The organism is Acidithiobacillus concretivorus, from assembly GCF_018853445.1.
In the GTDB taxonomy this organism is placed as follows: Bacteria; Pseudomonadota; Gammaproteobacteria; order Acidithiobacillales; family Acidithiobacillaceae; genus Acidithiobacillus; species Acidithiobacillus concretivorus.
The window spans coordinates 61,178-85,513 of sequence record NZ_JABELD010000015.1; the positions used below are offsets into that span (position 1 = coordinate 61,178).

At 52.6% G+C, this 24,336-nt stretch carries 25 protein-coding genes and 2 tRNA genes; 7 read left to right on the forward strand and 20 right to left on the reverse strand.

The features are described from left to right. The first annotated feature begins 40 nt into the window (after positions 1-40). From HJG40_RS02050 to HJG40_RS02075, 6 genes are all read left to right on the forward strand, one after another. The gene (locus tag HJG40_RS02050) at positions 41-1,702 is read left to right on the forward strand and encodes a tetratricopeptide repeat protein (protein WP_215862659.1); all 1,662 of its coding nucleotides are present in this window, start codon (positions 41-43) and stop codon (positions 1,700-1,702) included. Then, positions 1,699-2,349: a lipoprotein insertase outer membrane protein LolB gene (lolB, locus tag HJG40_RS02055; RefSeq protein ID WP_215862660.1), complete on the forward strand. Its 651-nt coding sequence runs from the start codon at positions 1,699-1,701 to the stop codon at positions 2,347-2,349. Before HJG40_RS02050 ends, lolB begins: the two co-directional genes overlap by 4 nt. Before the next feature lie 2 nt (positions 2,350-2,351). Next, complete coding sequence (ispE, locus tag HJG40_RS02060) at positions 2,352-3,194, forward strand: 4-(cytidine 5'-diphospho)-2-C-methyl-D-erythritol kinase (RefSeq protein WP_215862661.1); 843 nt, start codon at positions 2,352-2,354, stop codon at positions 3,192-3,194. 8 nt (positions 3,195-3,202) lie between these two features. Beyond that, positions 3,203-3,277, forward strand: a tRNA-Gln gene (locus HJG40_RS02065). A gap of 47 nt (positions 3,278-3,324) precedes the next feature. Continuing rightward, the gene (locus tag HJG40_RS02070) at positions 3,325-4,272 is read left to right on the forward strand and encodes a ribose-phosphate pyrophosphokinase (protein ID WP_215862662.1); all 948 of its coding nucleotides are present in this window, start codon (positions 3,325-3,327) and stop codon (positions 4,270-4,272) included. Between the two features lie 70 nt (positions 4,273-4,342). After that, positions 4,343-4,418: transfer RNA gene (locus tag HJG40_RS02075), tRNA-His, on the forward strand. A gap of 130 nt (positions 4,419-4,548) precedes the next feature. Here the strand turns inward: HJG40_RS02075 and HJG40_RS02080 are convergent. From HJG40_RS02080 to HJG40_RS02095, 5 genes are all read right to left on the reverse strand, one after another. Further along, positions 4,549-5,010: a DUF29 domain-containing protein gene (locus HJG40_RS02080; protein ID WP_215862663.1), complete on the reverse strand. Its 462-nt coding sequence runs from the start codon at positions 5,008-5,010 to the stop codon at positions 4,549-4,551. 131 nt (positions 5,011-5,141) lie between these two features. Continuing rightward, positions 5,142-5,597: an alkaline phosphatase family protein gene (locus tag HJG40_RS15010; protein ID WP_226856864.1), complete on the reverse strand. Its 456-nt coding sequence runs from the start codon at positions 5,595-5,597 to the stop codon at positions 5,142-5,144. Between the two features lie 48 nt (positions 5,598-5,645). After that, complete coding sequence (locus HJG40_RS15015; protein WP_226856866.1) at positions 5,646-6,134, reverse strand: alkaline phosphatase family protein; 489 nt, start codon at positions 6,132-6,134, stop codon at positions 5,646-5,648. A 107-nt stretch (positions 6,135-6,241) separates the two neighbouring features. Further along, positions 6,242-8,623 carry a TonB-dependent receptor gene (locus HJG40_RS02090; RefSeq protein ID WP_215862664.1) on the reverse strand — a complete coding sequence of 794 codons (2,382 nt, stop codon included), beginning with the start codon at positions 8,621-8,623 and terminating at the stop codon, positions 6,242-6,244. 203 nt (positions 8,624-8,826) lie between these two features. Then, entirely contained in the window at positions 8,827-9,132 is a 306-nt protein-coding gene (locus HJG40_RS02095; protein ID WP_024892891.1) for an Lpp/OprI family alanine-zipper lipoprotein, read from the reverse strand. 308 nt (positions 9,133-9,440) lie between these two features. Between HJG40_RS02095 and HJG40_RS02100 the strand changes: the two genes are divergently transcribed. Then, on the forward strand, positions 9,441-10,025 hold the full coding sequence (locus HJG40_RS02100) for an RlpA-like double-psi beta-barrel domain-containing protein (RefSeq protein ID WP_215862665.1): 585 nt from the start codon (positions 9,441-9,443) through the stop codon (positions 10,023-10,025). A gap of 10 nt (positions 10,026-10,035) precedes the next feature. Here the strand turns inward: HJG40_RS02100 and pepP are convergent, their stop codons facing one another. The 15 genes from pepP to HJG40_RS02175 form a co-directional block, all read right to left on the reverse strand. Continuing rightward, positions 10,036-11,370, reverse strand: coding sequence for a Xaa-Pro aminopeptidase (pepP, locus tag HJG40_RS02105; protein ID WP_215862666.1), 1,335 nt, complete (start codon positions 11,368-11,370; stop codon positions 10,036-10,038). A gap of 205 nt (positions 11,371-11,575) precedes the next feature. After that, entirely contained in the window at positions 11,576-11,935 is a 360-nt protein-coding gene (locus tag HJG40_RS02110) for a DUF4168 domain-containing protein (RefSeq protein WP_215862667.1), read from the reverse strand. A 139-nt stretch (positions 11,936-12,074) separates the two neighbouring features. Then, on the reverse strand, positions 12,075-13,433 hold the full coding sequence (gene radA, locus HJG40_RS02115; RefSeq protein WP_215862668.1) for a DNA repair protein RadA: 1,359 nt from the start codon (positions 13,431-13,433) through the stop codon (positions 12,075-12,077). Then, positions 13,430-14,524 (reverse strand): alanine racemase, encoded by a 1,095-nt coding sequence (gene alr / locus HJG40_RS02120; RefSeq protein WP_215862669.1) that lies wholly within the window; start codon positions 14,522-14,524, stop codon positions 13,430-13,432. Before alr ends, radA begins: the two co-directional genes overlap by 4 nt. Continuing rightward, positions 14,525-15,898, reverse strand: a complete 1,374-nt coding sequence (dnaB, locus tag HJG40_RS02125) for a replicative DNA helicase (protein WP_215862670.1) — start codon at positions 15,896-15,898, stop codon at positions 14,525-14,527. A gap of 25 nt (positions 15,899-15,923) precedes the next feature. Further along, entirely contained in the window at positions 15,924-16,370 is a 447-nt protein-coding gene (gene rplI, locus HJG40_RS02130; protein ID WP_215862671.1) for a 50S ribosomal protein L9, read from the reverse strand. Positions 16,371-16,406: 36 nt separating this feature from the next. Then, positions 16,407-17,324 carry a DUF2232 domain-containing protein gene (locus tag HJG40_RS02135; RefSeq protein ID WP_215862672.1) on the reverse strand — a complete coding sequence of 306 codons (918 nt, stop codon included), beginning with the start codon at positions 17,322-17,324 and terminating at the stop codon, positions 16,407-16,409. A 15-nt stretch (positions 17,325-17,339) separates the two neighbouring features. After that, positions 17,340-17,612, reverse strand: coding sequence for a 30S ribosomal protein S18 (rpsR, locus tag HJG40_RS02140; RefSeq protein ID WP_010637680.1), 273 nt, complete (start codon positions 17,610-17,612; stop codon positions 17,340-17,342). A 17-nt stretch (positions 17,613-17,629) separates the two neighbouring features. Beyond that, a complete protein-coding gene (rpsF, locus tag HJG40_RS02145) occupies positions 17,630-18,037 on the reverse strand; it encodes a 30S ribosomal protein S6 (RefSeq protein ID WP_215862673.1) in 408 nt (135 codons plus the stop codon). A gap of 107 nt (positions 18,038-18,144) precedes the next feature. After that, positions 18,145-19,185, reverse strand: a complete 1,041-nt coding sequence (nagZ, locus tag HJG40_RS02150) for a beta-N-acetylhexosaminidase (protein WP_215862674.1) — start codon at positions 19,183-19,185, stop codon at positions 18,145-18,147. Then, positions 19,169-21,307 carry an APC family permease gene (locus tag HJG40_RS02155; protein WP_215862675.1) on the reverse strand — a complete coding sequence of 713 codons (2,139 nt, stop codon included), beginning with the start codon at positions 21,305-21,307 and terminating at the stop codon, positions 19,169-19,171. The genes nagZ and HJG40_RS02155 overlap by 17 nt, the downstream gene beginning before the upstream one ends. 11 nt (positions 21,308-21,318) lie before the next feature. Then, complete coding sequence (locus HJG40_RS02160) at positions 21,319-21,864, reverse strand: L,D-transpeptidase (protein WP_215862676.1); 546 nt, start codon at positions 21,862-21,864, stop codon at positions 21,319-21,321. After that, on the reverse strand, positions 21,833-23,155 hold the full coding sequence (rlmD, locus tag HJG40_RS02165) for a 23S rRNA (uracil(1939)-C(5))-methyltransferase RlmD (protein WP_215862677.1): 1,323 nt from the start codon (positions 23,153-23,155) through the stop codon (positions 21,833-21,835). Before rlmD ends, HJG40_RS02160 begins: the two co-directional genes overlap by 32 nt. Next, on the reverse strand, positions 23,142-23,963 hold the full coding sequence (locus tag HJG40_RS02170; RefSeq protein WP_215862678.1) for a 3'-5' exonuclease: 822 nt from the start codon (positions 23,961-23,963) through the stop codon (positions 23,142-23,144). Before HJG40_RS02170 ends, rlmD begins: the two co-directional genes overlap by 14 nt. Then, on the reverse strand, positions 23,948-24,336 hold a 389-nt coding region (locus HJG40_RS02175; RefSeq protein WP_215862679.1), incomplete at its 5' end, for a DUF1318 domain-containing protein. The genes HJG40_RS02170 and HJG40_RS02175, both read right to left, overlap by 16 nt.

Consider the following 24,336-nt stretch of genomic DNA (forward strand, 5'->3'; position numbering starts at 1 on the left):
GTTATTGTGCTTGCTGAATGATTAATCCGGAGCAGATGGTATGAGAAGCAAGCTGAGCGGCATGGTGGCAGGAATACTGCTCAGCCTCATCGCTGGAAACGCTGTGGCCGATGCCAACCCTGCCGGGATGACTGGAGAACAGTTGTATTACCTCCTGGTTGCCGAATTTGCGACCTTGCAGCAGGAGCCGAAGCTCGCCATACCGGCATGGGCAGAAGCGGCCAAACTGGCTCCCGAGGCAAATGTTTTAGAGCGCGCCACCCAGGCTACCGCTCGTTTTGGAGATTTTGATGACGCCCTGACCCTGGCCAGAAAATGGCGGGAACTGGCACCTAACAGCGCCAAGGCCGACCAGTTTGAGGCAGCACTGCTGCTGACCAAAGGTCATGAACAGCAAGCCATCAACCTGCTCCAGGCAACTCTGGCGCGCTTTCCTGATGACCCCAAAATCACCCTGCAACTTTCGGAATTACTGATTGCCCACGGCCAAAGTGGCGAAGCGAAGCGACTATTGACAGCGCTGGCCAGCAAAAATCCAAATTCTGCGAATGCTTACTATACCTTGGGTCGCATTGATCTGATCGAAAACAAGCCCGATCATGCTATCACCTGGCTGGGAAAAGCGCTCAGCCTGCGACCTGACTGGCAGGAAGCGGCCATTCAACTGGCCGAGGCCCTGCAAGCCTCCCAAGGGCCGACCGCAGCCCTGCACAGTATTCAGTCTTTTACAGCCCGCCATCCTGAAGCGACAAAAGCGCGCCAGTATCTGGCCGCGCTGTATTTGAAGATGGGAGGCACAACCCAGGCCTACCGGCTGTATCAGGGAATGGCGCAGCAGCATCCGGACAATCCCGAAATCGCCTTGTCCCTGGGGATCATGGATATTGAACGCCACAACTGGCAGGCGGCTGAAAGCAGTCTGCAGCACGCCCGCGATCTCGCCCCCCAATCTCCCGCACCCATATATTATCTGGGCCGGTTGTATGAGGCCCAGGGCCGCTGGGCAGAGTCTCTGCAGTGGTATCAACGCATTCACTCCGGCCCCCTGTACGCAGAAGTGGAGCTGCACAGTGCGCGTGTGGAGTATCAGCTGGGTGACCATAAAAAAGCCCTGACCCGCCTGCAAACGCTGGCAACTGCCCATCCCAAAGAGGCGCAGATTCCCCTTCTCCAGGCCGGTTTATTACAAAGCAGCGGCCACCTGCAGCAAGCCCTGCAAATACTTCAGCAAGCTCTCGAACGCCTTCCGGAAAATGCGGAACTCTGGTATGCCCAAGGTGCCGTCCAGGAACAACTACATGATTTTCCGGCCATGGAGAAATCCATGCATCAGGTCATTCAGCTCGCCCCTGATAATGCCCAGGCTTATAATTTTCTGGGCTACAGCCTTGTGGAAAGAAATCAGAATCTCTCCGAAGCCAGCACTCTTTTACATAAAGCCATTGAACTTGAACCCGAAAACCCGGAGATTCTGGACAGTATTGGCTGGCTCCATCATCGCCAGGGCGACAACCGGAAAGCTCTGGAATACCTGCAAAAAGCCCACCAGTCTCTTCCTGATGATCCCGAACTCAGCATGCATCTGGGACGCATCCTCTGGGCTCTCGGCAAACATCAGGAAGCCCGTAACATCTGGCAACAGGCGCTGGATAAAAATCCCAATGACACCCCTCTCCGCCAGGAACTGACCCGCCAGCCATGAAACCTTCTTTCCACATGTTTCCCCTCTTTACGATGCTGAACCGGCCTCTGCAACTCGGTGCCGGGGTCATTTTTGCGTTGACGCTGTCGGCCTGCGCGACGATTACTCCCGTGCATCCCAACACATCGAGCATTCTCCCCACGGCGGAACGTAATCAGGTGGTTTCCAGCCTGAAATACTGGCGTGCCAGTGGCGAAGCAGTCCTCAGCACACCCAAACAAAACGAAAACTTCGGTTTTCGCTGGGAACAGTCGCCCCAGCTTCAGGAACTTTCCATTTATGACCCACTGGGCAGAACTGTGGCACGTATCACGGTGGATGCTTCCGGTGCGCATCTGGAAACCATTACCGGAGAACATCGGCAAGCGCGCAATCTGTCCACGCTACTGAGCATGGTCTTGCATGTCGAACTCCCGGCTGCGGAGCTGCCGGACTGGATGCTCGCCTTGCGCGGCAATACCAGCACCATCAGCAACAACGCTTCAGGATTGCCGAACATTCTCCGCAGCGGCCCCTGGCAGGTCCATTATTTGCGGTACACCCCTGTCGGCGGACTCACCATGCCCAAATTATTACAGGCAAATGGTCCGGAAGGCATTGCCCTGCGTATGGCCATTACGCAGTGGCAGATGGGTCAAGCCGAATAAACATGAGCATTTCCTACCCTGCCCCGGCAAAACTGAACCTGATGCTCCGGGTCGTTGGACAACGGCCCGACGGCTATCATGAACTGCAGACCGTTTTTCAATTTATTGATTTTGCTGATCAACTACAATTCAGTTCGCGACCCGCAGGTCAGCTCTCCCGAAGCGGCGGAGCCGTAACAGTAGCTGAAGCAGATGATCTCACCATCCGTGCAGCGCGCCTGCTGATGGAAAGCGCGGGCATCCGGGAAGGTGTCCATATTCACATCGACAAGGTTCTGCCGCTGGGTGGCGGAATTGGCGGAGGCTCATCAGATGCCGCCAGCACCCTGATCGTTCTTAATCGCCTCTGGCGAACCGGCTTTACCCGTCAGGAACTGATGGCACTCGGCACTCAGCTGGGTGCGGATGTTCCGGTTTTTATTTTTGGACAAAGCGCCTGGGCAGAAGGGATCGGTGAACAGCTTTCTGTCCTGGATGAGGTCCCCGAATCTCATTATGTACTCGTACATCCCGGCATTGCTGTCAGTACCCAGGAAATTTTTACCGCTCCAGAATTGACACGACAGCACCCGCCCAGCACAATAGGCGCGTTTCTCGGCGGGGTCATGGAAAATACCCTGCAAAGCACAGTATGTGCACGCTACCCGGAGGTCGAATCCGCTATCCAATGGCTGAAAAGTCATGGTTTGCGCGATGTTCGTTTAACAGGGAGCGGAGCCTGTGTTTTTGGGGTTGCGGAAGATGCAAGTAGCGCCCAGGCCATCGCTGGACAGGTTCCTGAGCCATGGCGATCCTGGGCAGTCAAAGGATGTAATCTACATCCTCTATTTGACCCTGCTGAGTAATGAGTTTTTGGGGCGTAGCCAAGCGGTAAGGCACCGGATTTTGATTCCGGCATTCCCAGGTTCGATCCCTGGCGCCCCAGCCAATTGTCCTCGGACTGTTTTGCCACCTGCACAGAGAGAATGACATCACATGGCCCACGGCAATCTTATGGTGTTCAGTGGAAACGCCAATCCTGTTCTTGCTGCGCAAGTAGCCCGTTTTCTGCAAATCCCCCTTGGTCGCGCCGAGGTCAGCTCTTTCAGTGACGGCGAAGTGTTTGTCGAAATCCTCGAAAATGTCCGGGGGCGCGATGTATTTGTCCTCCAGCCCACCTGCGCACCTACCAACGATCATCTCATGGAGTTACTCACCATGATTGACGCCCTGAAACGTGCCTCGGCCAACCGGATTACTGCTGCCATGCCTTATTTTGGTTATGCGCGCCAAGACCGGAAATCCCGCTCGCGCACGGCCATTACTGCCAAGCTGGTGGCAGACCTCATCACCAGCGCCGGGGCCAATCGGGTTTTGACCATGGATTTGCATGCAGATCAAATTCAGGGATTTTTTGATGTTCCTGTGGACAATATTTACGCCTCCCCCATTTTACTGGGTGACATCTGGCGGAAAAGCTACCCGGAACTCATTGTTGTTTCTCCTGACGTAGGGGGTGTAGTTCGTGCCCGCGCCATTGCCAAACGTCTGGAAGTGGATCTCGCCATCATCGACAAACGCCGTCCCCGCCCCAATGAATCCGTGGTCATGAATATTATTGGTGATGTCGAAGGACGCACCTGCGTACTGGTGGATGATATGGTAGATACCGCTAATACCCTTTGTGAGGCTGCTCATGCTCTCAAAGCCCAGGGCGCGGTCAAGGTCTGCGCCTACTGTACTCACCCGGTTCTCTCCGGGCCGGCCATGGAGCGGATAGCGCGCTCCGAACTGGATGAACTGGTAGTTACGGACACCATTCCGCTCAGCAAGGAAGCGCAGAATAGCCCGAAAATTCGCGTACTGTCGGTCGCCGAACTTATGGCCGAAACCATTCGTCGTATTGCTGAAGAAGACTCTGTCAGCTCATTGTTCATGGATTAAGCGGATTAATTCCTGCCTGTCGCCTTGCGGCCAAACTTTGCCCGTTGTATCATGCGTTCTCTTCAATATGGTGGCTGTAGCTCAGTCGGTAGAGTCCCGGATTGTGATTCCGGTTGTCGCGGGTTCGAGCCCCGTCAGCCACCCCATATAAAACAATCAGTTATAATAATTTTCTGAGTTTTTCTTCAAGTCAAATTATTGTCTGGACTATATTCAGGTGCGCGACAATGCTATAGCGAGGTTCGCCTCACCTCGGTCTCTTGCGGTGACTAGTGTTTATTCTGGCCACCAGTTAGCGACGATTTGAGTGTCAATGTCCCAAGGACACGACTCTGGAAAGGTGGAAATCGGTAACTCCGTTTCAAAAGCAGCTTCGTCAGCGGCATTATTCCAAGCGTCTGGCAGCATTTCTGGAATCAGCCTCTTGAGACTTGGTGAGTCTTTAAGGAGATATTTGAGTTCAAGCCGTTGGTTTCTTATGGTGGTCGCCCAGCTCTTGCTCTGTTTTTGAGGCTGCCATTGCCATTTTATCAAGTGCATGAGCAACACTCGCAAATGGCTTCTGAGAGCGTTTTTTTCGCTTCTACCCATGCTCTCCAATTCCTCCACAATATTGTCCCAATCCAGGCCGCTTGCCTTCCGGGCACGCAAGGCTTGGGCCTGGTCTTCTATCCATGCCAGAAAGTCCATTTCGTATAGATTGGTTATGGGTTCCTCAAACTGTCTTGCTGTAGTCATGAGAACACCTCCTTATAAGGTTGTTCCGTTAAGAGTATACGGGATAAGTAGTTATGAAAAGTAAACCTACTCCTGGGTAGTGCGAAAGCTTTCCATTCTTTGTATGAATAATTTTGTGCGTTGCTTATTTCTCATAGCAACGCCTTGGGCGTCTGATCAAAATCGAAAGCTGCAAGCATATCGTAAGCTTCACGATCACGTTCAGTCAGCGGATCAAGCCCGAAACGCGTCTCAATGAATTTTAGTATGCTGCCAGTGTGTGCCAGATGGTGATCTACCAGACCTGAACGACTGAAAGGACTCACCAGTAGTGCTGGGGTACGCGTACCCAACCCAAATGCATCAAGTTGTGGTGGTGGCGCAGAATCCCAGAAACCACCACCCTCGTCGTAGGTAATAAAAATAGCAGTTTTTCCCCACGCAGGACCTTCCGAGACTGCTTTGAGCAAGGATTCTACCCAGTTCATTCCCGCCACTGGCGTATCCTCACCAGGATGTTCACTATGAGGACCTGCAGCCTTGATGAACGAAACAGGCGGCAACTTTCCGCTCCTAGCGTCATCAACAAAATCATTCGCACTACGCATATGCCCTTGCCGCACATAATCATACCAGCGCTGATAGTATTGGAGGTATTATAGCGCCAGGGCGACAAAACGATCCATTTTCCCGTTATTGATTTCTGCCCGCATGCGAAAAAAATGATGCGTAGGATCCCAACGTACCCCAGAATCAGATGGAATGTATGGCTCCAGATGAAAAGGTTTGTTCATCAAAGTCACATTTTTAAAACCAGGAACATCATTTGGCAATGGCAAAGTTTGATAGGGAACTCCAGATATATCCTTCTGTAGCCCGGTAAATCTTGGATCCACTTCACCTTGGGCACTCAAAAGGTTCAGGATTTTTGCACCATGTGGTGAACGATAAGTCCCAAAATAATGATCAAAACTTCGATTTTCCTGAAAAATGACCACCACATGATCAATATTATTACGTAATTGATTATAGGATGTGGTACCTGCTGCTTTTGCCGAGGTCATGAGGTAGGGTGCGGTGATGATTCCTGCAGTGATTCCAAGCATCTGCTTCATGAAATCACGTCGATATATGGTATTTTTCATAAAATCCACCTAGAAGTAAGAGCAGTAATAATTGCCAGAGTAAATAAACGCAGGGCTACCAATGGTCCCGATTACGTGACCCTGGCTCACCCGGCATATAAAAATATCTAGAATTTTGCAGATACGCTAAAGTAAACCAGTCTTGGCGCCCCAGCGTAACCCACTAGCGCACCTGCACCCAAGGGACCAAATTGACCCGAACTTCCGCTATCTACCTGAACATACCGATTATATTTCCTTCCCAACAGATTCATAATTTCCAATTTACTACTGAGATAATTCAAACCCATGAAATGCACCGACACTTTCGCGCCTAATGAAAAATTCACCAGGGTAAAAGCGGGCATTTTAATATCTGGTGATGGCGCATTCGTGATGGAGTTAAATACCGCCTGTGGACCGGTATAGGTCATCCACAACCTTGGTTCAAGATCCACCCCTGCAACGTAGTTCTGTGTATAGAAACCGACATTGGCGGTTTGGGAGGGGACATAAGGCAGAGGCAGACCATTATAGCTTTTCCCTCCCTGAAGGGCATAGTGGGTAAAATTCGCCTTTTCAAAACTCAGATTGGTAAACAAATGTAGCCAATAGACAGGATCATCTTCCAGAGAGATGTTGACGCCGTCATAATCGGAAGTTCCCTGAGCATTGATCACCGAATCATCAGGCAAAGTAATAGGAATAAACTGATTTGAAAAATGCAGGAAATACCAGTTCACACTGGCAAGAAAGTTATGAAGATACGGTGCTTCCTTGACATGAAATTTTATGCCTGCCTGATATTCCTGACCCTCTTCCAGACTCAGAGCGCTGGTCGGGATGCTCTGAAATACCCCACCACCGTCATCTGCAGCACCCGGAGTTTTATAGGCGACTGCGTAGCTGGCAAATAATGCGAGATGCTGCATCGGTCGCCAGTTGATTGCCAGGGACGGTTCCACCTGTTCATAGCTTTTCGAAGAAGCTGGAAGGCTGGAATCTGCGCCTTTCGGATCCAGCGCACAGGCCTCAGGTGATTCTGCACACATATTGGGGGTATAACGGGTTTGGTAACCTACGACGCGCACCCCAGGGGTAATATCCAGAGATGCAATGGGCGAGATGCGATCTTGCAGATAAGCTGCCAATGCCGTTGAATCAAATGTTTTATATAAATAGGTTTGTTTAAAAGCCGCCGCCGGGTCATATGTACCATAAGGAAAATTGTTATTTTCTACGGTATACCGTTCATTGATAAAATAACCACCGTACTCCAGCTCATTCCATGGCAAATGCGTAACAAAACTCAGCTTATCACCATAGGCATTGGTATGCGGGGTATAATATTCATAGTCTTCAGGAAAAAACCGACTGATTTGGTAATGCAGTCTATCACCGTGGCGAAACCAAACCATATTATGAAGCTCAGTACCCGCGCCAATATTCACATTTGTTTTTTGATAAAGCATCCATACGGTATTACTGTCATCCTTGTAAGGCAGAGCGCCATAAAATCCGGATTTTTGCTGACTGTACAGCGGACCTGGAATTGGTTTTTTGTCCACATCCTGACCATTGATGGTAATACCTTCAATAGGCGACAGCAGCTGCATAAAGGGCTTATAAGATTGTCCTTTTGCCAGATAGGCACCTAAACTAACATTCCCGTTTGTAAAGGTTTTAATTCCTTTGAAATACCAGGCATAGCTATAACTTGACATATTGCTGCTGCCAAACGGCCGGACAATGGAACCCGCTGGAGCACTCAGGTAACTATTACCAGAACTTGAGCCACCGCCGATGACTGCAGCAAAACCATCATGCTCGCCGGTATTGATGGCAAAGTGGATATTTTTGAAATCATAGCTTCCATAGGTCATTCCGATCGTTGCGCCGGATTTTTTGGTCGGTTGCAGCGGAATATAGTTGATGGTTCCACCAATGCTGTTGTACCAACGGTTTGCCGGATTACCAGGACCGTAAGTCAGCCGAATTCCACTGATCAGCGACGACTGGTTCACGTCGGGGGAAGCCCATAATCCTGTGGCAACGTTTGCCATAGGAACCCCATCAAAAGTAGTTGCAATACTGCCATCATCAATGGCTCCACCAGGTATATGCCAGCCCTGTTTGACCCCATTGATACTGATCTGCGTTTTGCCACCACCCGTTGCCGTATAGCCGCTGATCACATTCACCCCTGGTGCCATACTCAACATTTCATTACCAGAAGCTCCAGGACCAGCCGCTTCAATCTGTTTTTTTCCGATGACCTTCTCCGCCAAACCAGAACGGAAGATCTGGCGCTGACTGGGGATCGCTGATTTCGGGGCAACATAGATGGAAGGATTGTCCGCTTTGGATACCTCACCCACATTCACGGAACCATCATCCCCCACGCTACGGGTGGAAGCGGTAATCGCATCAGCGATGGAGGTATCGGAGTGCAGCGCACATAGTGCGAGTAAAAGGCTTCCTGTCACACGATAGGTATTTTTTACTGTCATTTTCATGTCCTTTGGTAGAACTTCTATTAACCGGAGACAAGAAGTCTAGACATGTAATGTGACAATATGATGAAGCTTTAATGACAGAATGATGACATAACACAAAACTCCACCAAACTTCCTAGAGCCTCATGTAAGTACCAAAAACCAAAGGCCCCGCCGGAAACCGGCGGGGCCTTTGCACATCCAGTACGACGATAAAATTACTTCATCATCGCCTTTTTGAACATGCGCTCTACCTTCTCATTGGCTTCTTCAGCCTTCTGGTTGGCAGAATTGGCAGTGCTCATGGCCTGATCAGCTGTGCTCTGTGCGGCGTTAGCCTTGCTCAAAGCGTCAGTAGCAGTGCTCTGTGCGGCATTGGCCTTGGCAAGAGCCTCGTTGGCGGTGGACTGCGCGGCATCAGCCTTGGCAGAAACCTTAGCGAGGTCAGAACTGGTAGCGCAACCGGCCAGGCCCAAGGGCAAAATCAGCGCAGTTACTTTTAAAGCTGTGGTAAACTTGCTCATAGCAGTCTCCTTTGTTGGGTTGGAAAACGAGCAGATGGATCATAACTAAAAAAATAACAATACGCTAGCATCAACGTCACTATGGATACTATTTTTTTCAACCTATGTTGCAGAAAAGGCAGCACAACACTACGCGCAACTTCAGGACGCAATCGCAACCAACTGTTTTTATTATAAATATTTTATCCCCTTGATTTTTTCCAGAATTTTTATAAAATATTGTTCCTTTTCATGATTTGAGAACAATATCCGTCTGTGTTTCGACTGGAAACCGGCTTCAGAATGCCAGCTCAAAGTGGGAGAACCCTATGATTAAAAGTCTGTCCGCAGGAATGGGCGTTGCCCTGATAGCTTTATTGTTGCCGAATGCACTGGCACTTAATTCTTCAGGATTACCAGCCGGGATGCTCACGCAACTCACTCCTCAAACAGCCGTCGTCGTGCCTCCTTCTCAATCTGGTGTTCTGGAAAAAACCAGCGATCCAGATAGTAACACCCGCAATAATTCTACTGCTGCACAAGGGGATGGCGCGCTCATCATCCACCATCAAGTTTTTTATTTGCGACGGGTTACAGCATATAACGCCTTATCCAGCCAAACCAACAGCAATCCTGGCATGTCAGCCTGCGGGCCCACCCGGCCTGACCAGATCGCCCTGTCACCCGATCTTTTCTTTCGCAGCAACGGCAGCAATCGCTGTGGAGAAAAAATCAACATCATGCTCTCTTCGGGAAAAATTATTCATGGCATCGTATGGGACACCATGAATCCCCGTTACCACATGGCCGCAGACATTCTTATGGGCAGCGTCCAGCAAGCAATGAACTTTGGCGTACGAAAAGCCCGCTTGCGTTTTGTGCATTCCAGCAAACCCAGCACAAGCGGCGTCTGAACACTTCAGCTCAGGCTGGCCCCGCAGCCATCATGGCCTCAATGTCTGCCACTTTTTTAGGGACATTTTGCGAAAGAATCTCGGGATCAGCCGCCGTTACCACGACATCATCTTCAATCCGGATTCCGATTCCTCGCCACTTTTCCGGTACCGCAAGATTCGCTGGAGCAAAGTACAGACCTGGCTCTACCGTCAGCACCATTCCCGGTTCCAGTTTTCGCGAGGTCTTGTCTTTATTGCGATAATGTCCCACATCGTGCACATCGAGGCCCAACCAGTGACCGGTACCATGCATATAAAAAGATTTATAAGCTCCCTGTTCAATCAGGGCATCACGACTGCCTGAGAGGATTTTCAGATCACGCAGGCCATCTACCAAAACCTTGACCGCCTCATCATGATAATCAGAAACCGGCCTCCCAGCCCGCACTGCAGCAATTCCAGCCTCCTGAGCAGCCAGTACAATTTCGTAGATTTCGCGCTGGGCAGGACTATAGACGCCATTCACCGGGAAAGTACGGGTAATATCCCCCGCATATCCGGCAACTTCTGCCCCGGCATCAATCAGAACCAGATCGCCGTCGCGCAATTCCGCATTATTTTCCGTGTAGTGCAGAATACAGGCATTTTCACCGCCGCCGACAATACTGGGATAGGCCACGCTGGGTGAACCCAAGCGCCGAAAAACATGTTCAATTTCCGAACATAGGGCATATTCCATCATTCCCGGCTGGCACTGGCGCATGGCATGACGATGTCCGGCACCACTGATGCCCACGGCGGCCCGCATACACTCCAGCTCGACAGGATCCTTAAATAGGCGCATTTCATGAACCAGACCGCCGACATCCACCACTTCCTGCGGGTAACGAATACCTTGACGAATTTTGCTTTTTGCCAGATTTCGCCAATGCATGACTCTGGCGTCAAAATCACTGCTTTGCCCCATGGGATAAAACAGAAGTTCACGGCCTTCCAGAAGTGCCGGTATTTGCTCATTCAAATCATGAATGGAATAACAGCGATCCACCTGGCATTGGGCCAGCGCCCCCTCCAGACCCGCCCTGCGCCCATCCCAGGTTTCCCGAGCCGGATCACGAGGGCGACAGAACAGAATTTGCTCTCCCTCAGAATGTCCGGGAATCAGGACGAGGACGGCCTCAGGCTCTTCAAATCCGGTGAGGTATAAAAAGTCGCTATCACCTCGAAACGGATATTGCACATCACTATTACGCTGCTTGGGGACAGCCGTAGGAATAATAGCAACGGCAGAGTCATGCATTTTCTGCATGAGCTGACGCCGCCGGAATGCATAATCGGGAGTAGGTAAATCAAGTTTGGGCATAAGGTAAACCTCCTATGCCCCTATTATCACACAAATCAACCTAAAAACGTCAGTTGGCCTGAAGGCTTTGCCGCGACTTTGGCCCGCGCCTTAGAACAACAGGCAAGGGACGTTGGCGCAAAAAGCCTTCAGACCAACTAACGTTTTTTAATACAATCAGATGGATAGCCGCAATCTTGCAAACTTTGCGGCACCAATTTGAATTTTAGTGTATAGCCGCTTCAACCTGCTTGGCAAAGGCTGGATCAGTCTGGGTTTGCTTGAGCATGCTGGAATATTGTCCGGCGCTCAGATGGTTGGTCGCCAGCACTTTGTCCACTTTTTCCATATAGGATTTCTTGACCGCGTCCTGCTTGGCTTTACTCACACCTTTCTGACTGATTTCAGCATGAGCCTGCGCGTTCAGGGGTTTGATCTGCTCAACAGCATGGGCAAAATCCTTAATCTGAGCCGGGCTTGCGGCCATGGCATCACTGGCAAAAGCCACATTGCCGGCTAGTCCCAATCCTCCCAGCGCCAACATAACCAGTCCGAATTTCATAGAATGACCTAACGATTTCTGCATGGTGTATCTCCTCTTGTGGAAGCAAAAATAAACTACATATATCAGGATATTACGTGACAAATTAACGACTATACAGTCGCTACCGTAACGACTCCTTGAAGATTTTGCAAGCCATGAAAACCCGTTGGGGAAAATCTCTCTAAGATCCCGAAAAAGCATCATCCATAGCATCACCCAGGCGCAGTACCGAAGTGATTTTGAAAGTGCCGGGGGCCTGCAATTGATCTCCACGCGGAGTGATCGCCCCCTTAAAGCCCAGTTTGACCGCTTCGCGAATACGTCCCTGGGCATCGGCTACGGGTCGCACCTCTCCCGCCAGACCCAGTTCTCCAAACACTACCCGTCTTCCCGTCATGGCCTTGTTGCGAAAACTACTTAACAAGGCCAATGCCACAGCCAGATCGGCGGCGGGTTCATTGACCCGAATTCCCCCGGCAATATTCACAAATACGTCCTGATCAAAAAACATAGTGTCCCCATGCCGATGCAATATAGCCAGCAGCAAAGACAAGCGATTGGGATCCAGGCCAATGGCGACGCGGCGGGGATTAGCCAATGGACTGGGGGTCACCAGCGCCTGCACCTCGACGAGCAGCGGGCGTGTACCCTCCTGCGTTGCCAGCACCACACTGCCGGGTACCGGTTTTTCATGCTGGGAGAGAAATAACTGCGAGGGATTAGCCACCTCACTCAATCCGGCTTCCTGCATCTGGAATACGCCCAACTCATTGGCTGCACCAAAACGATTTTTGATGGCGCGCACAATCCGGTAGGGGCTGCCCGCTTCTCCCTCAAAGTACAGCACTGTATCGACCATGTGTTCGAGAACACGCGGACCGGCAATAGCGCCTTCCTTGGTCACATGCCCAACCAGCCAGACGGTGGTTGCACTGGCCTTGGCAAAACGCACCAGACGGGCGGCACATTCACGCACCTGGGCTACAGATCCGGGTGCCGACTGCAGGCTATCGGTATACAAGGTCTGTATGGAATCAATCAGTAACAAATCGGGCTTTTCAGCCTGCAGTAATGCTTCGATGGCTTCCAGATGGTTTTCAGCCACAACCCGCACCGGACTTTTCCCGAGGCCCAAACGCTGGGCGCGCATGGCCACCTGAGCCGCCGATTCTTCACCCGTCACATAGAGCACCTTGCTACTCAGACTGAGGTGATGGGCCGTCTGGAGAAGCAGGGTCGATTTACCGATTCCCGGTTCTCCCCCCAGTAAAATGGCCGCACTGGGGACTTGCCCACCTCCCAGTACCCGATCCAGCTCTGACAACCCGGTCGTTCTTCGGCCAACATCTTCCAGAGGTACCGCATGGAGAAACTGGGGCGGGCTCGCATTGGCAAAAGCGGTCTGCGATCGCGTACTACTTTTTTCGACACGCTGTTCCACAAAGCTGTTCCAGGCTCCGCAATCCGGACAGCGGCCCAGCCATTTGCTGCTGGTACTCCCGCAATCCTGGCACACGAATACATTTTTATCACGACTCATGCCCGCAGCCTCCTGGGAACACGCACCTGAATGCGACAACTCATTTCATAAGGGATGGTATCCAGCTGCTGGGCGAGTGTTTCCAAAGTGGGTCCTTCGGCACCCATCAACGTCACCTTGCTGCCGATGTCAGCCTGAATATGGGTAATATCCACAAAAAGCATATCCATACTGACCCGCGCCAGAGTACGGGTTTCCTGTCCGGCCACCCTGATGGCAGCACCTGAACCCAACTGACGCGGATATCCATCACCATAACCTGCTGCGACAACCCCCACCCGACAGGCCTCTGCTGCCTGCCAGGTGGCGCCATAACCCAGCCAGTCGTCCGCCTGAAGATGACGCGTTGCGACGATTTCACTTTGCCAGGAAAGCACCGGTTGTAGGCCCACATCCACACCATTTTTACCGGCGAAGGGCGATAATCCGTACAGCATCAAACCCGGGCGCACCCAATATTGTTGGGCCGAAGGCAGACTCAAAACAGCCCCGGAGTTGGCCAAACTATGCTGGCCCAGCGTGTTACCTGAATACGCTTTGACCATGCGCTCAAATACCGCTATCTGTTGATCATTGAATGGATCTTGCGGGTCGTCAGAACGCGCCAGATGACTCATCAGGCCCAGCACCTGCCAGTGTGGATAGGGCTGCAGTTTTGCAAAAACTTCCCCTAATCGCTCCGGGGCAAAGCCCAGACGGTGCATGCCCGTATCCACCTTGATGAAAATTTGCAGAGCGCGATGCGGAACCTGACTTTCTAGCCAGGCGAGTTGGCGATCTTCGTGAATGACCAGCCAGTAAGCACGTTCGGTGGCGAGCAGCACTTCTTCCGCTGTAAAAGGGCCACCCAACAGACAAATCGGCTTGTTTAGGCCCAAAGCGTGTAGCGTTTCGGCTTCTTCCAGAGAAGCCACGGCAAACGCATCCACACCGGCAGTGGCCAGAACCGGAGCGCAAACACAAACATCATGTCCATAGGCGTTGGCCTTGACCGCCGCCATGATTCTGGCCTGAGGCGCATGATTACGAGCCACCTGGAGGTTGTGGCACAAGGCTGAAGGGGAAATTTTGGCAAATATGGGGCGGGTCATCTAGTGACCGTATTCGCCGCCTGTTGGCGCATAATTTTCGAAGCGGGTATATTCGCCGAAAAAGCTCATCCGCACGGTTCCGATGGGACCATTGCGCTGCTTGCCGATAATCACTTCGGCAATGCCTTTTACCTCTTCATTGTCCTTGTTGTACACCTCATCCCGATACAGAAATAAAATCAAATCGGCGTCCTGCTCAATAGCCCCGGACTCGCGCAAGTCCGACATTTGTGGACGCTTTTCAGTACGGTTTTCCAGACTACGATTGAGCTGGGACAAGGCGATGACAGGAATGGACAGCTCCTTGGCGAGGGCTTTCAATGAACGACTGATTTCGGAAATTTCGGCTACCCGGTTATCGCCTCTACCCGGAACCTGCATGAGCTGCAGATAATCGACCACAATCAAATCCAGGCCCTGTTCGCGCTTCAGACGGCGTGCCCGTGAACGCAGGTCGGCCGGAGACAAGGCCGCAGAATCATCGGCAAAAAGTGGGGCGGTGCCCAATTCGCCAATGGCATGGGCCAGTCGTGGCCAATCGTCATTTCCCAAGGTACCATTACGCAGGCGGTGCTGGTCTACTCGCCCCCGCGACGACAAGGCCCGCAAAACAATTTCGTCTGTAGGCATTTCCATGCTGAACACCAGCACATTTTTACCTTCAACGCAGGCAACGTGCTCGGCGACATTCATGGCAAAGGACGTTTTTCCCATACTGGGGCGACCTGCCACAATCACCAGTTGCCCCGGATGCAATCCCGAAGTTTTTTCATCCAGATCAGCAAAGCCCGTAGCCAGACCGGTCACCCCTTTTTTGTCCCGGGCGACAGCCTCAATACGATCAATCACGGCGGGCAAGGCTTCTTTCAACTGCAAAAAACCTTTACCTGCCCGCTGCTGCCCTTCCGCTAGTTGAAAAACCCGGCTTTCGGCTTCATCCAGAAGCATACGCGCTTCGCGCCCATCAGGTCGGTAAGCCAACTCGGCAATTTCCCGGCCGACACGAATCAATTGGCGCAGGGTGGCCCGCTCACGCACAATGCGGGCATAAGCCAGCACATTGGCCGCAGAGGGCGTTTCATTGGCCAGCAAGAGCAAATACTGCACACCACCAGCATCAGCAAGATGCTCATGATCCTGCAAGGTTTCTGATACGGTGACCGCATCCACGACGCGACCGGCATTGAGCATGTTACTGATCGTCTGAAATATCAGCCGATGCCGACGCTCATAAAAATCTTCTGCGGCGACCGCTTCCATGACCTGATCCGCAGATTCCGGATCAATCAGTAACGCACCGATAACCGATTGCTCGGCCTCAATGGAATGCGGCGGAGCTTTCACCCCGCCGCCGTAGTCATCCTCTTCGTACAAGGTCGCGTCTCAGCGTGCCCGGTGATCAGGCCCGCTCGACAAAAACCATGACATCCAGCTCGACTTCAGGGTGCAGATGGACACGGGCGGGGAATTCACCAATCCGCTTGATGGGGCCATCTACCAGACGAATTTCGGTATGCGCCACTTCATGACCCTGTGACTTGAGAGCAGCACTGATATCGTGCAAACCCACAGAACCGAACAGACGACCGTCCTCACCCGCCTGCAGGGCAATTTTCACGACGGCGTCAGCCAGAGCCGCTGCACGCTGCTGGGCGGCTTGCAGCCGTTCCATTTCAACCTGCTCCAAAGCAGCCTTACGCTCGGCAAATTCTTCCAGATTCCGTTGGTTGGCAACTACTGCCTTACCTTGGGGCACCAAAAAGTTACGTCCATAACCGGGTTTAACTTCGACAACATCACCCAGGCGGCCCAGTTTGTTAATACGTTCCAGCAAAATCACTTTCATGTTCAATTCCTCCCAAAAATCCTTGCAAAACGTTCCTCAGGAACGTGGTCTCAATAGTCTTTGCCGCAGGTGAAACACCCTGTCCAGAATGCCAAGCACACTCAGTACCAGTAGCAACTGTGACAACAAAATCAGAGCAATATACAGTCCTACCAAGGCCATGGTGGGCCAGCCTTTGGCAGCAAACCACAAATGCACAAAGCTCAAGCCCTGCAGGAGGTACCAGGTCCCGACCAGCAGCGCCAGATTTTGCAGTGGCCAGGCCAATGCACCGTGGAGCAGACTAATGCCCAGCAGAGTGGCCACCACCAGCCAGATCAGCATGCCCGGCAATTCCAGACTGCCGTAAACGCGTTGCGGTCGATCCAGACCTTGATAACGCTCGTACCAACGACTGGCCAGCAATGCCGCAAGGGTCCATAGCAAAACCAAACCCGCTGCCATGATGCCTGGCAACAAAGGTGCCATGCGCAAAACTGCCGCCATCTGCACTTTGCTGATCTCCTTGGCCAAAGGTTTCAGCATTTGCGTCATCTGGGTCTGCCAGAAGTCTGGCCCGACCCCCAGCGGGACTACCCACAACATCAGCACCAAAATCAGCAAAGACAAGCCAATCAGCACCCAGACCACACCACTCCACTGCGTATCCCAATGCAGCCCCTCACCCAACAGTCGCCCCGGTAACCAGGCTACCAGTGCAAATAGCACCCCAAACCAAGGGTTAAAGGTAAAGAGCATACTGGCGATGCCAGCAATGACCAGCACTTCCAGACTTTCCTTGCGTCCTGCCTGTAAAGTGACCAGAGCCACCAATGCCACACAGTTCAAGAAGAGGGGCGCAGCCAGAAAGGGTACTAACCCAGCCAGACTGAACAGGACAGCAATGCTTAAACCGGCTTGCCAGCGTCCACTGAGAAACCAGCGCAGAACCCCGCCCTGTGGCTGTGCCGTCACCGCTCCGTCAGAACCCTAACGCACAACGTAAGGTAACAGGGCCAGAAAGCGCGCGCGTTTGATGGCTGTGGTCAGCTGCCGTTGATACAAATTACTGGTGCCCGTGATCCGGCTGGGGACAATTTTACCAGTCTCGCCCACATAAGCCTGCAAGGTTTTCAGATCTTTGTAGTCAATTTCCTTGACGCCTTCCGCCTTGAAACGACAGAATTTGCGACGCCGGGTAAAATTTCCACCACCGCGCTTATCGCCGTCACCGTCCCGATCTCTATCCCGATTAAATGCCATCTTGTCTGCTCCTTGAATCAGGCCGTCTCAACGGCTTCATTATCACTGTGAATGGATTCGCTTTCGCCTACTTCGCTGTCGGTTTCGACGCGTTCACGACGATCATTTTCGTCACGGGCCAGAAAAGACGCTTCGGTCACGGCTTCTTCACGCGCCAGAATCAGATGCCGCAGTACCGCATCATTAAAACGGAAAGCATCTTCCACTTCAGCCAGGGCAGCGCCGCTGCATTCCACATTCATCAGCACATAATGGGCCTTATGAGCTTTTTTGATAGGATAAGCCAGTTGCCGACGTCCCCAATCTTCCAGGCGATGGAAATGACCACCATCACCTTCGATCATGCCGCGATAGCGTTCAATCATCTGGGGGACTTGTTCACTCTGATCAGGATGGACCAGAAACACGATTTCATAATGACGCAAACGTTGCTCCTTATGGTTCACTGCGGAGTCCGAGCGCCCATCGCCCGAACAAGGAGTAAAAATTGGTGAGGGCGTATTCTAATACGCGACGCGGGAAAAACAAGAGCTTAACAAGATAATTCGGTAATTTCGTGCATACAGCGGGCGCGCTCAGGGGCTGACAAGGGAATTCCGGCGGCTCCAGCAAGAGCCGCAAGCGTATTCGTCCCGGTCTGCTTTCCTTGATTTTGCAGGTGCTCAATGGCTGCATAGGCACCATCAGGATCATTGCAAACCAGAAGCAAATCCGCACCCGCAGCCTGTGCCGCATCTACCCGTGCCGCCATGTCTCCCGCCACATGGGCACCCACCATGCTCAAATCATCACTGACAATGACGCCTGAAAAACCCATTTCTCCGCGCAATACCCCTGTGAGCCAACGCGATGAAAATCCGGCGGGCTGCTCGGGGTCTATCTGCGGATACAGACAATGGGCGGGCATGATCGCCGGAATGGCTGCCTGGATCATGTAGCGGAAAGGCTGCAAGTCTTCCTCAATGGCGGCAAATGGTCGATCATCGCGGGGTAAGGCCAGATGCGAATCGGCTGCCACAGCACCATGGCCCGGAAAATGTTTAGCCACTCCCTGCAAACCGGAGTCAGACATCCCCTGCCAAAGACGCGCTGCAATGGCACCTACCCAATCCGGATTGCGGTGAATGGCGCGATCACCAATCACCTGGGAAATTCCGCGATCCAGATCTACACAGGGCGTGAAACTGAAATCTACGCCGATTTCCCGCAATTCATTGGCCAGCAGACGCCCCCAGTCATAAGCCAGGCATTGCGCCGCCTCCAGACCCTGAGCCTCGGCCTTTTGACCCAGCCTGGCCATCGGCGGAAAACGTGTCACGCCTTTTTTGAGACGTTGCACCCGACCACCTTCCTGGTCGATGCCAATCAGGAGTGGGGGGCTGCGCAGCGCATGAATTTCCTGGCACAGCGCCTGAACCTGTTGCGCATCTTCGCAGTTACGGGCGAACAGGATGACGCCACCCACCTCCGGCTGGCGGAGCCGTTCAAACTCTTCGGGTGTTGGCCAAAGACCAGCCATATCCACCATCAAAGGACCACGCATGAGCAATCGCGGTTCAGCGCGGTGGGGCATCTGGGCCGGTCTCCACGGTCGGATCTGCTTTTGCTGGAGATGAGGCTTGAGCCGCTGCCTTACTCCCTTCCTTGTCCACATCCTCCTGCTGGACCAATTCCATATCTGGCGACATGGAAATCGGTAATTCAATACGCGGCGGCTGACTGGGAATACCGTGCACATGGACCGGAACAATCATCATACTGAAACCGTCATGCTGCAGACGGTCCTGGACGATGAAGCTGACTTCGTCATGCAGGAGGCCATGGAAAGGGCCCTTGCTCCGATTGTCAATCACCCGCCCCGCAAAAAAGATACTTTGCGGAAAGTAACGTATAGCCACATCCGCCAATTCTTCCATAGCCAGAATGCGATCCGTGGAGTAGGTAGCAAACCAGGTGGCGGCCATCCCTTCATTACGACAGAAGGCCATATACTGATTGGCTTCTGCTTCCACATAGACCTTCAGATCTTCGAGCGCTTTGATGCCCTTGAATTCTCCCTGTCCGACAATGCCAGCCAGCAAAAACACGTAATTTTTGACAAAGCCACCAACCATACGATGCGCCGTCAGCAAGGTATGTAAACCCAGGCCATCAAAGCGACTCACAAAAAAGACTGCCGTCGCGCCCCGGGGGTCCAGGGGCAAATTGGGACCCGGCTCCAGATGTTCCGGCACCACATCGAGCATGGTCTCATCCAGCTCAGCGGTAATTTTGCGGATGCTCTTGTAGTGCCGATATATCAGGTATCCGAGCACAACAACAATCAATGTTACCAGCAAGGTAAACCAGCCACCGGCGTCGAATTTTTCGAAAATGGTAATAGCCAGAATGGATGCTGTGACGATGAAACCGAGCACACTGATAGTGAGCCGGCCTTTCCAGCGCGGCTCATGATGCCGCTGGGTAAACCAGTGGCGACTCAGCCCCGCCATGGTCAGCGTGAAGGTAATAAACACGTTGATACTGTAGAGCACCACCAGAATACTCACGTGCCCGCCGGTAGCCAGCAAAATCACCACCGCCGCAAAGCCGACCAGCAAAATACCGTTTCGCGATACAAAGCGGTCCGATAAATAGGAAAAACGCTCAGGAAGCCAGCGGTCTACTGCCATGTTGGCCATAACAATGGGGGCAGTGATAATGCCGGTATTAGCGGCAATGTACAGTAGCAATCCTTCCGTAACCAAAGTAATTACCGTCGCTGTAGGTCCAAAATGGATCCCGGCAATAGTCCAGTCGCTGGTGATGGCACTATAAAGCACCGCGTTGAGTGTCTGCCCCTGATGTTCATGAACGTGATACATGAGATAGAGGAATATCAGACTTCCGGCCACCAGTGACAGGGAGGTGGCCAGCAGGGTCATGGTCCGCTGACCCGTCTGGATGCGCGGTTCGCGCATGATATGGACCCCGTTAGCCACGGCCTCCAGACCCGTATAGGTTCCACCGCCCAGACTGAAGGCACGCATGACCAGTGCGGCAATAAATATCCAGCCATACAACTGGCTATCGTGCTGGGCCCCGGCCACCGTGTTGTGAGCTATGGTTGGGATATCCCCAACATGGCTGACCAGGCCAAAACCCAGCATGATGATATGCGTAGCGACAAACGCCATAAAAATGGGCAAGAGAATCTTGATGGATTCCTTCATGCCGCGCAAATTGATAAAAATCAGAAAGAGCAAAATAGCCACATCCATCAGGATGCGCTCACTGTACCAATAGGACGGCAGACTGCTGAGCAATGTTTCGGTACCAGAGGCCACGGAAATGGCAGCGGTCAGAACATAATCCACAATCAGGGCTGAACCGCTGACCAGGCCCGCTTTCGGACCGAGCAGCGTTGAGGCCGTATGATAACCGCCACCGCCATCCGGGAATAAGGCAATCACCTGCTTATAACCCGCCGAGATAATGAAAACCGAAACCGGAATACCAATGGCCAGGAAAACCGCCAGATATTCATGCCCCTTCAAGGCATAATAAATTTCCGGAGGACCATAGGCCGATGAGGACAAAGCATCTGAACCCAGGCCTACCCAGGCCAAAAAGGCAGCCAGAGACAAGCTTTCAAACAGTTTCGGGTTGAATACGTTTACGGCACGACGAAATCGGGGTAAGCGAATCCAGGCCATTCAGAACCTCCTCAACGGGGGAAATCAACAGGGGGCTGTAGCCCAATAAAAACAGGAAGCCCTGGAGTAGTTTCAGGGAAAAGGATGCACACATTCTCCGGGCTCATGCGAATACAGCCTGCCGAGACGGGCTGACCGAGACGAGCGGTATCGGCTGTGCCATGAATATAAATGTAACGCCGGAACGTATCGCAGCAACCGCCACGATTCAATCCGGATTCCATACCTGAAAGCCAGAGAATCCGCCCCAGTATCCAGTCCTGATGGCCATTTTCGTCCGGATCCTTACTGGCGTCATAGCAGTCGCCCGTCCAGCGGCGTCCGCGCAGAATCGCATTAGCTGGCAATCCCGCGCCAATTTTCGCCCTGACTTGATGCCAACCACGTGGCGTACAAGCGCTGTCACACCATTCTCCAAGTCCGTTAAGGGCCGTTGAAATGGGATATTGCACTGTTTCGTGCGCAGCTTGCATCACCCGCAGGTTCTGAGTGGAAACATCCACCCAAAACCAGTTTGCTGGCGTTTCATTTTTCAAAGAGGGCAATGGATTCGACATGGGCAGTATGTGGGAACATGTTAATGACACCCGCTGCTTTCAGCTGGTAACCACGTTCATGCACCAGATATTCGGCATCCCGGGCCAGCGTCGCCGGATTACAGGAAACATAGACCAGACGCGACACTCCGGGAGTCAGGCTTTGCAACACTTCCATGGCGCCACTCCGGGGCGGATCAATGAGCATTTTGTCAATAGTTCCTGCCATCTGAAAATCACTCATCCGCGCCTGGGTCAGATCAGCCACCTGATATTGGGCTTGCGCCGCGAGCCCATTGGCGGCTGCATTTTCTGCAGCCAGTGCCACCAGCCGTGCATCGCCTTCAACGCCCAGCACATTCGCGCCCAAACGCGCCATGGGTAAGGTAAAATTCCCCAAACCGCAAAACAGATCCAGAATATGGTCACCGGCCTGAGGACGGAGCAAAGCCATGGCACGACGCACCGTCACCTGATTGACTGACTGATTCACCTGAGTAAATACCAAAGGATCAAAGCGCATCCGCAGTTGATAATCCGGCAGGTCATAATGCAGGGCAGGCGGTTGTTCGGGGACCAACGGATGCAAAGTATCAGGACCGCGCGGCTGCAACCAAATTTGCAGGTCGTGATCCAGTCCAAATTGACGTAAATACATAAGATCACTGTCCGCCAGTGGACGCATATGGCGAAACACCAAAGCCACGGCGTCGGGGGTGCAGGCCACTTCAATCTGGGGGAAATCCTGGGGAGACTGCATTTTGCCAATCAGGGCCCGAAGTTCCGGAATACGCTGTCCAACGCGGGGATCCAGCACCAGACACTGGTTCATATCGACCACGTAGTTGCTGCTGCGTTCTCGGAAACCTACCAGAGCACCACGGGTCTTGGGAGTCCGCACCGAAAGCCGGGCCTTGCTTCGATAAGCCAAACTCGGGCCAAAAATGGGCGGGAGAATTCTCTGCGGTCGCACTTTACCGATGCGCCAGAGGTTGTCCTCCAACTGACGCTGCTTGATGGCTACCTGCGCGCTCACATCCAGATGCTGCAAACTGCAACCGCCGCACAATCCAAAATGAGGACAGGGGGGTGTTACCCGCAATGAAGAAATTTTCAGGAGGGCGACGGTTTCGGCCCGTTCAAAAGTTTTGTGATTTTCGGTGCGCCGGGCCATGACATCTTCGCCCGGCAGGGCACCATCGACAAAAAGCACTTTGCCGTCCACCCGAGCAACGCCCCGACCTTCTGCATCCAGGCTTTCAATGTGTAACCGTTCGGGTACTGCATCGCGAATAAGCTTAGGACGCGACATGCAGGTTCTCCGGCCACAAGTCCAGAAACTCGCAGATATGGGCTTCATCTCGACCCTGCAAATAGCTGCGCAACTGGTTCTGACGCGCCTCATAAGCCAACTTGTCCAGATGCCCCCGGGTCAACTCAAAGCGCAAATGCAGCAGGGCAGTATTCAGAACGTCCACTTCACAGTACTGGCGAATGGCTTTTTTTTCGCCCTGCTGATAATGATTCAGGACCTCCGCACCGCTCATGCCGAGTTTGCCCGGCAGCCCCAACAACAGGGCCATGTCCTGTAAGCGCGCAACATTACGCGCCTGGTAAGCAGAGAGCAGATCCATAAGATCCAGATGGCGCTCATGATAACGACTGGTGTAATTATTCCAGCGATAGTTAGGATCGTTTTGTCCCTGTTCCCAGTATCGTGTTGCCGGAATGCCGTGCAAAAAAGCCCGATAGTGCAACACCGGCAAATCAAAGGCTGCGCCATTCCAGGACACCAATTGTGGAGAGTGACGCTGAATCATCTGAAAAAAAGCATGCACCAGCGTCGCTTCCGGATCCTCAATTGCGCCAAAGCTGCTGAGTTTAACCTGATCGCCTTGCCACCAAAGCGCAGATATAGCGACCACCTGATGTAGATAAGGGCGTAAAAACTCGCTGGCGCCCTGGGTTTCAATTCGGCGTTGATGCTGCAGCAATTCGGCCACTCCCGCATCATCGGCAAGATCAATACCATGCAGACGCCGACCTCCGGAAATATCCGGAATCGTTTCGATATCAAAAACCAGAATATTCTGCAAAATGGTGTTTATTTCTTCTGCCACTGACCACTGGCGTTCTGATACCAGTATCCTGCAGGGGCCTTACTGATCCAGGTCTGGGCAAAAGTCTGTTGAATTTGTCCTTCCCAATCAGGATGACCATTGGCGTTGGCTATTTGTTGGTAAAGATTCTGCAAGGCACTATTATTGCTGCTAACCAGGCCACTGAGGCCGGCGCGTGCCTGCAAAGGCACTGCGGAAGCATCATGAATGGCCACCAGTCCATTGGCCGTCCAACCGACGGCACCACTGTCAAAATAGGGGCGCATTTGCGCGGCAATGGATTCCAGCTGGGCTCGTGCGGCCTGCACACCGGGACTGGAAGCATTCAGATCAGCTCCAGCCTCGGCGGGTGTACTCAATGCCGAAAAGCTCG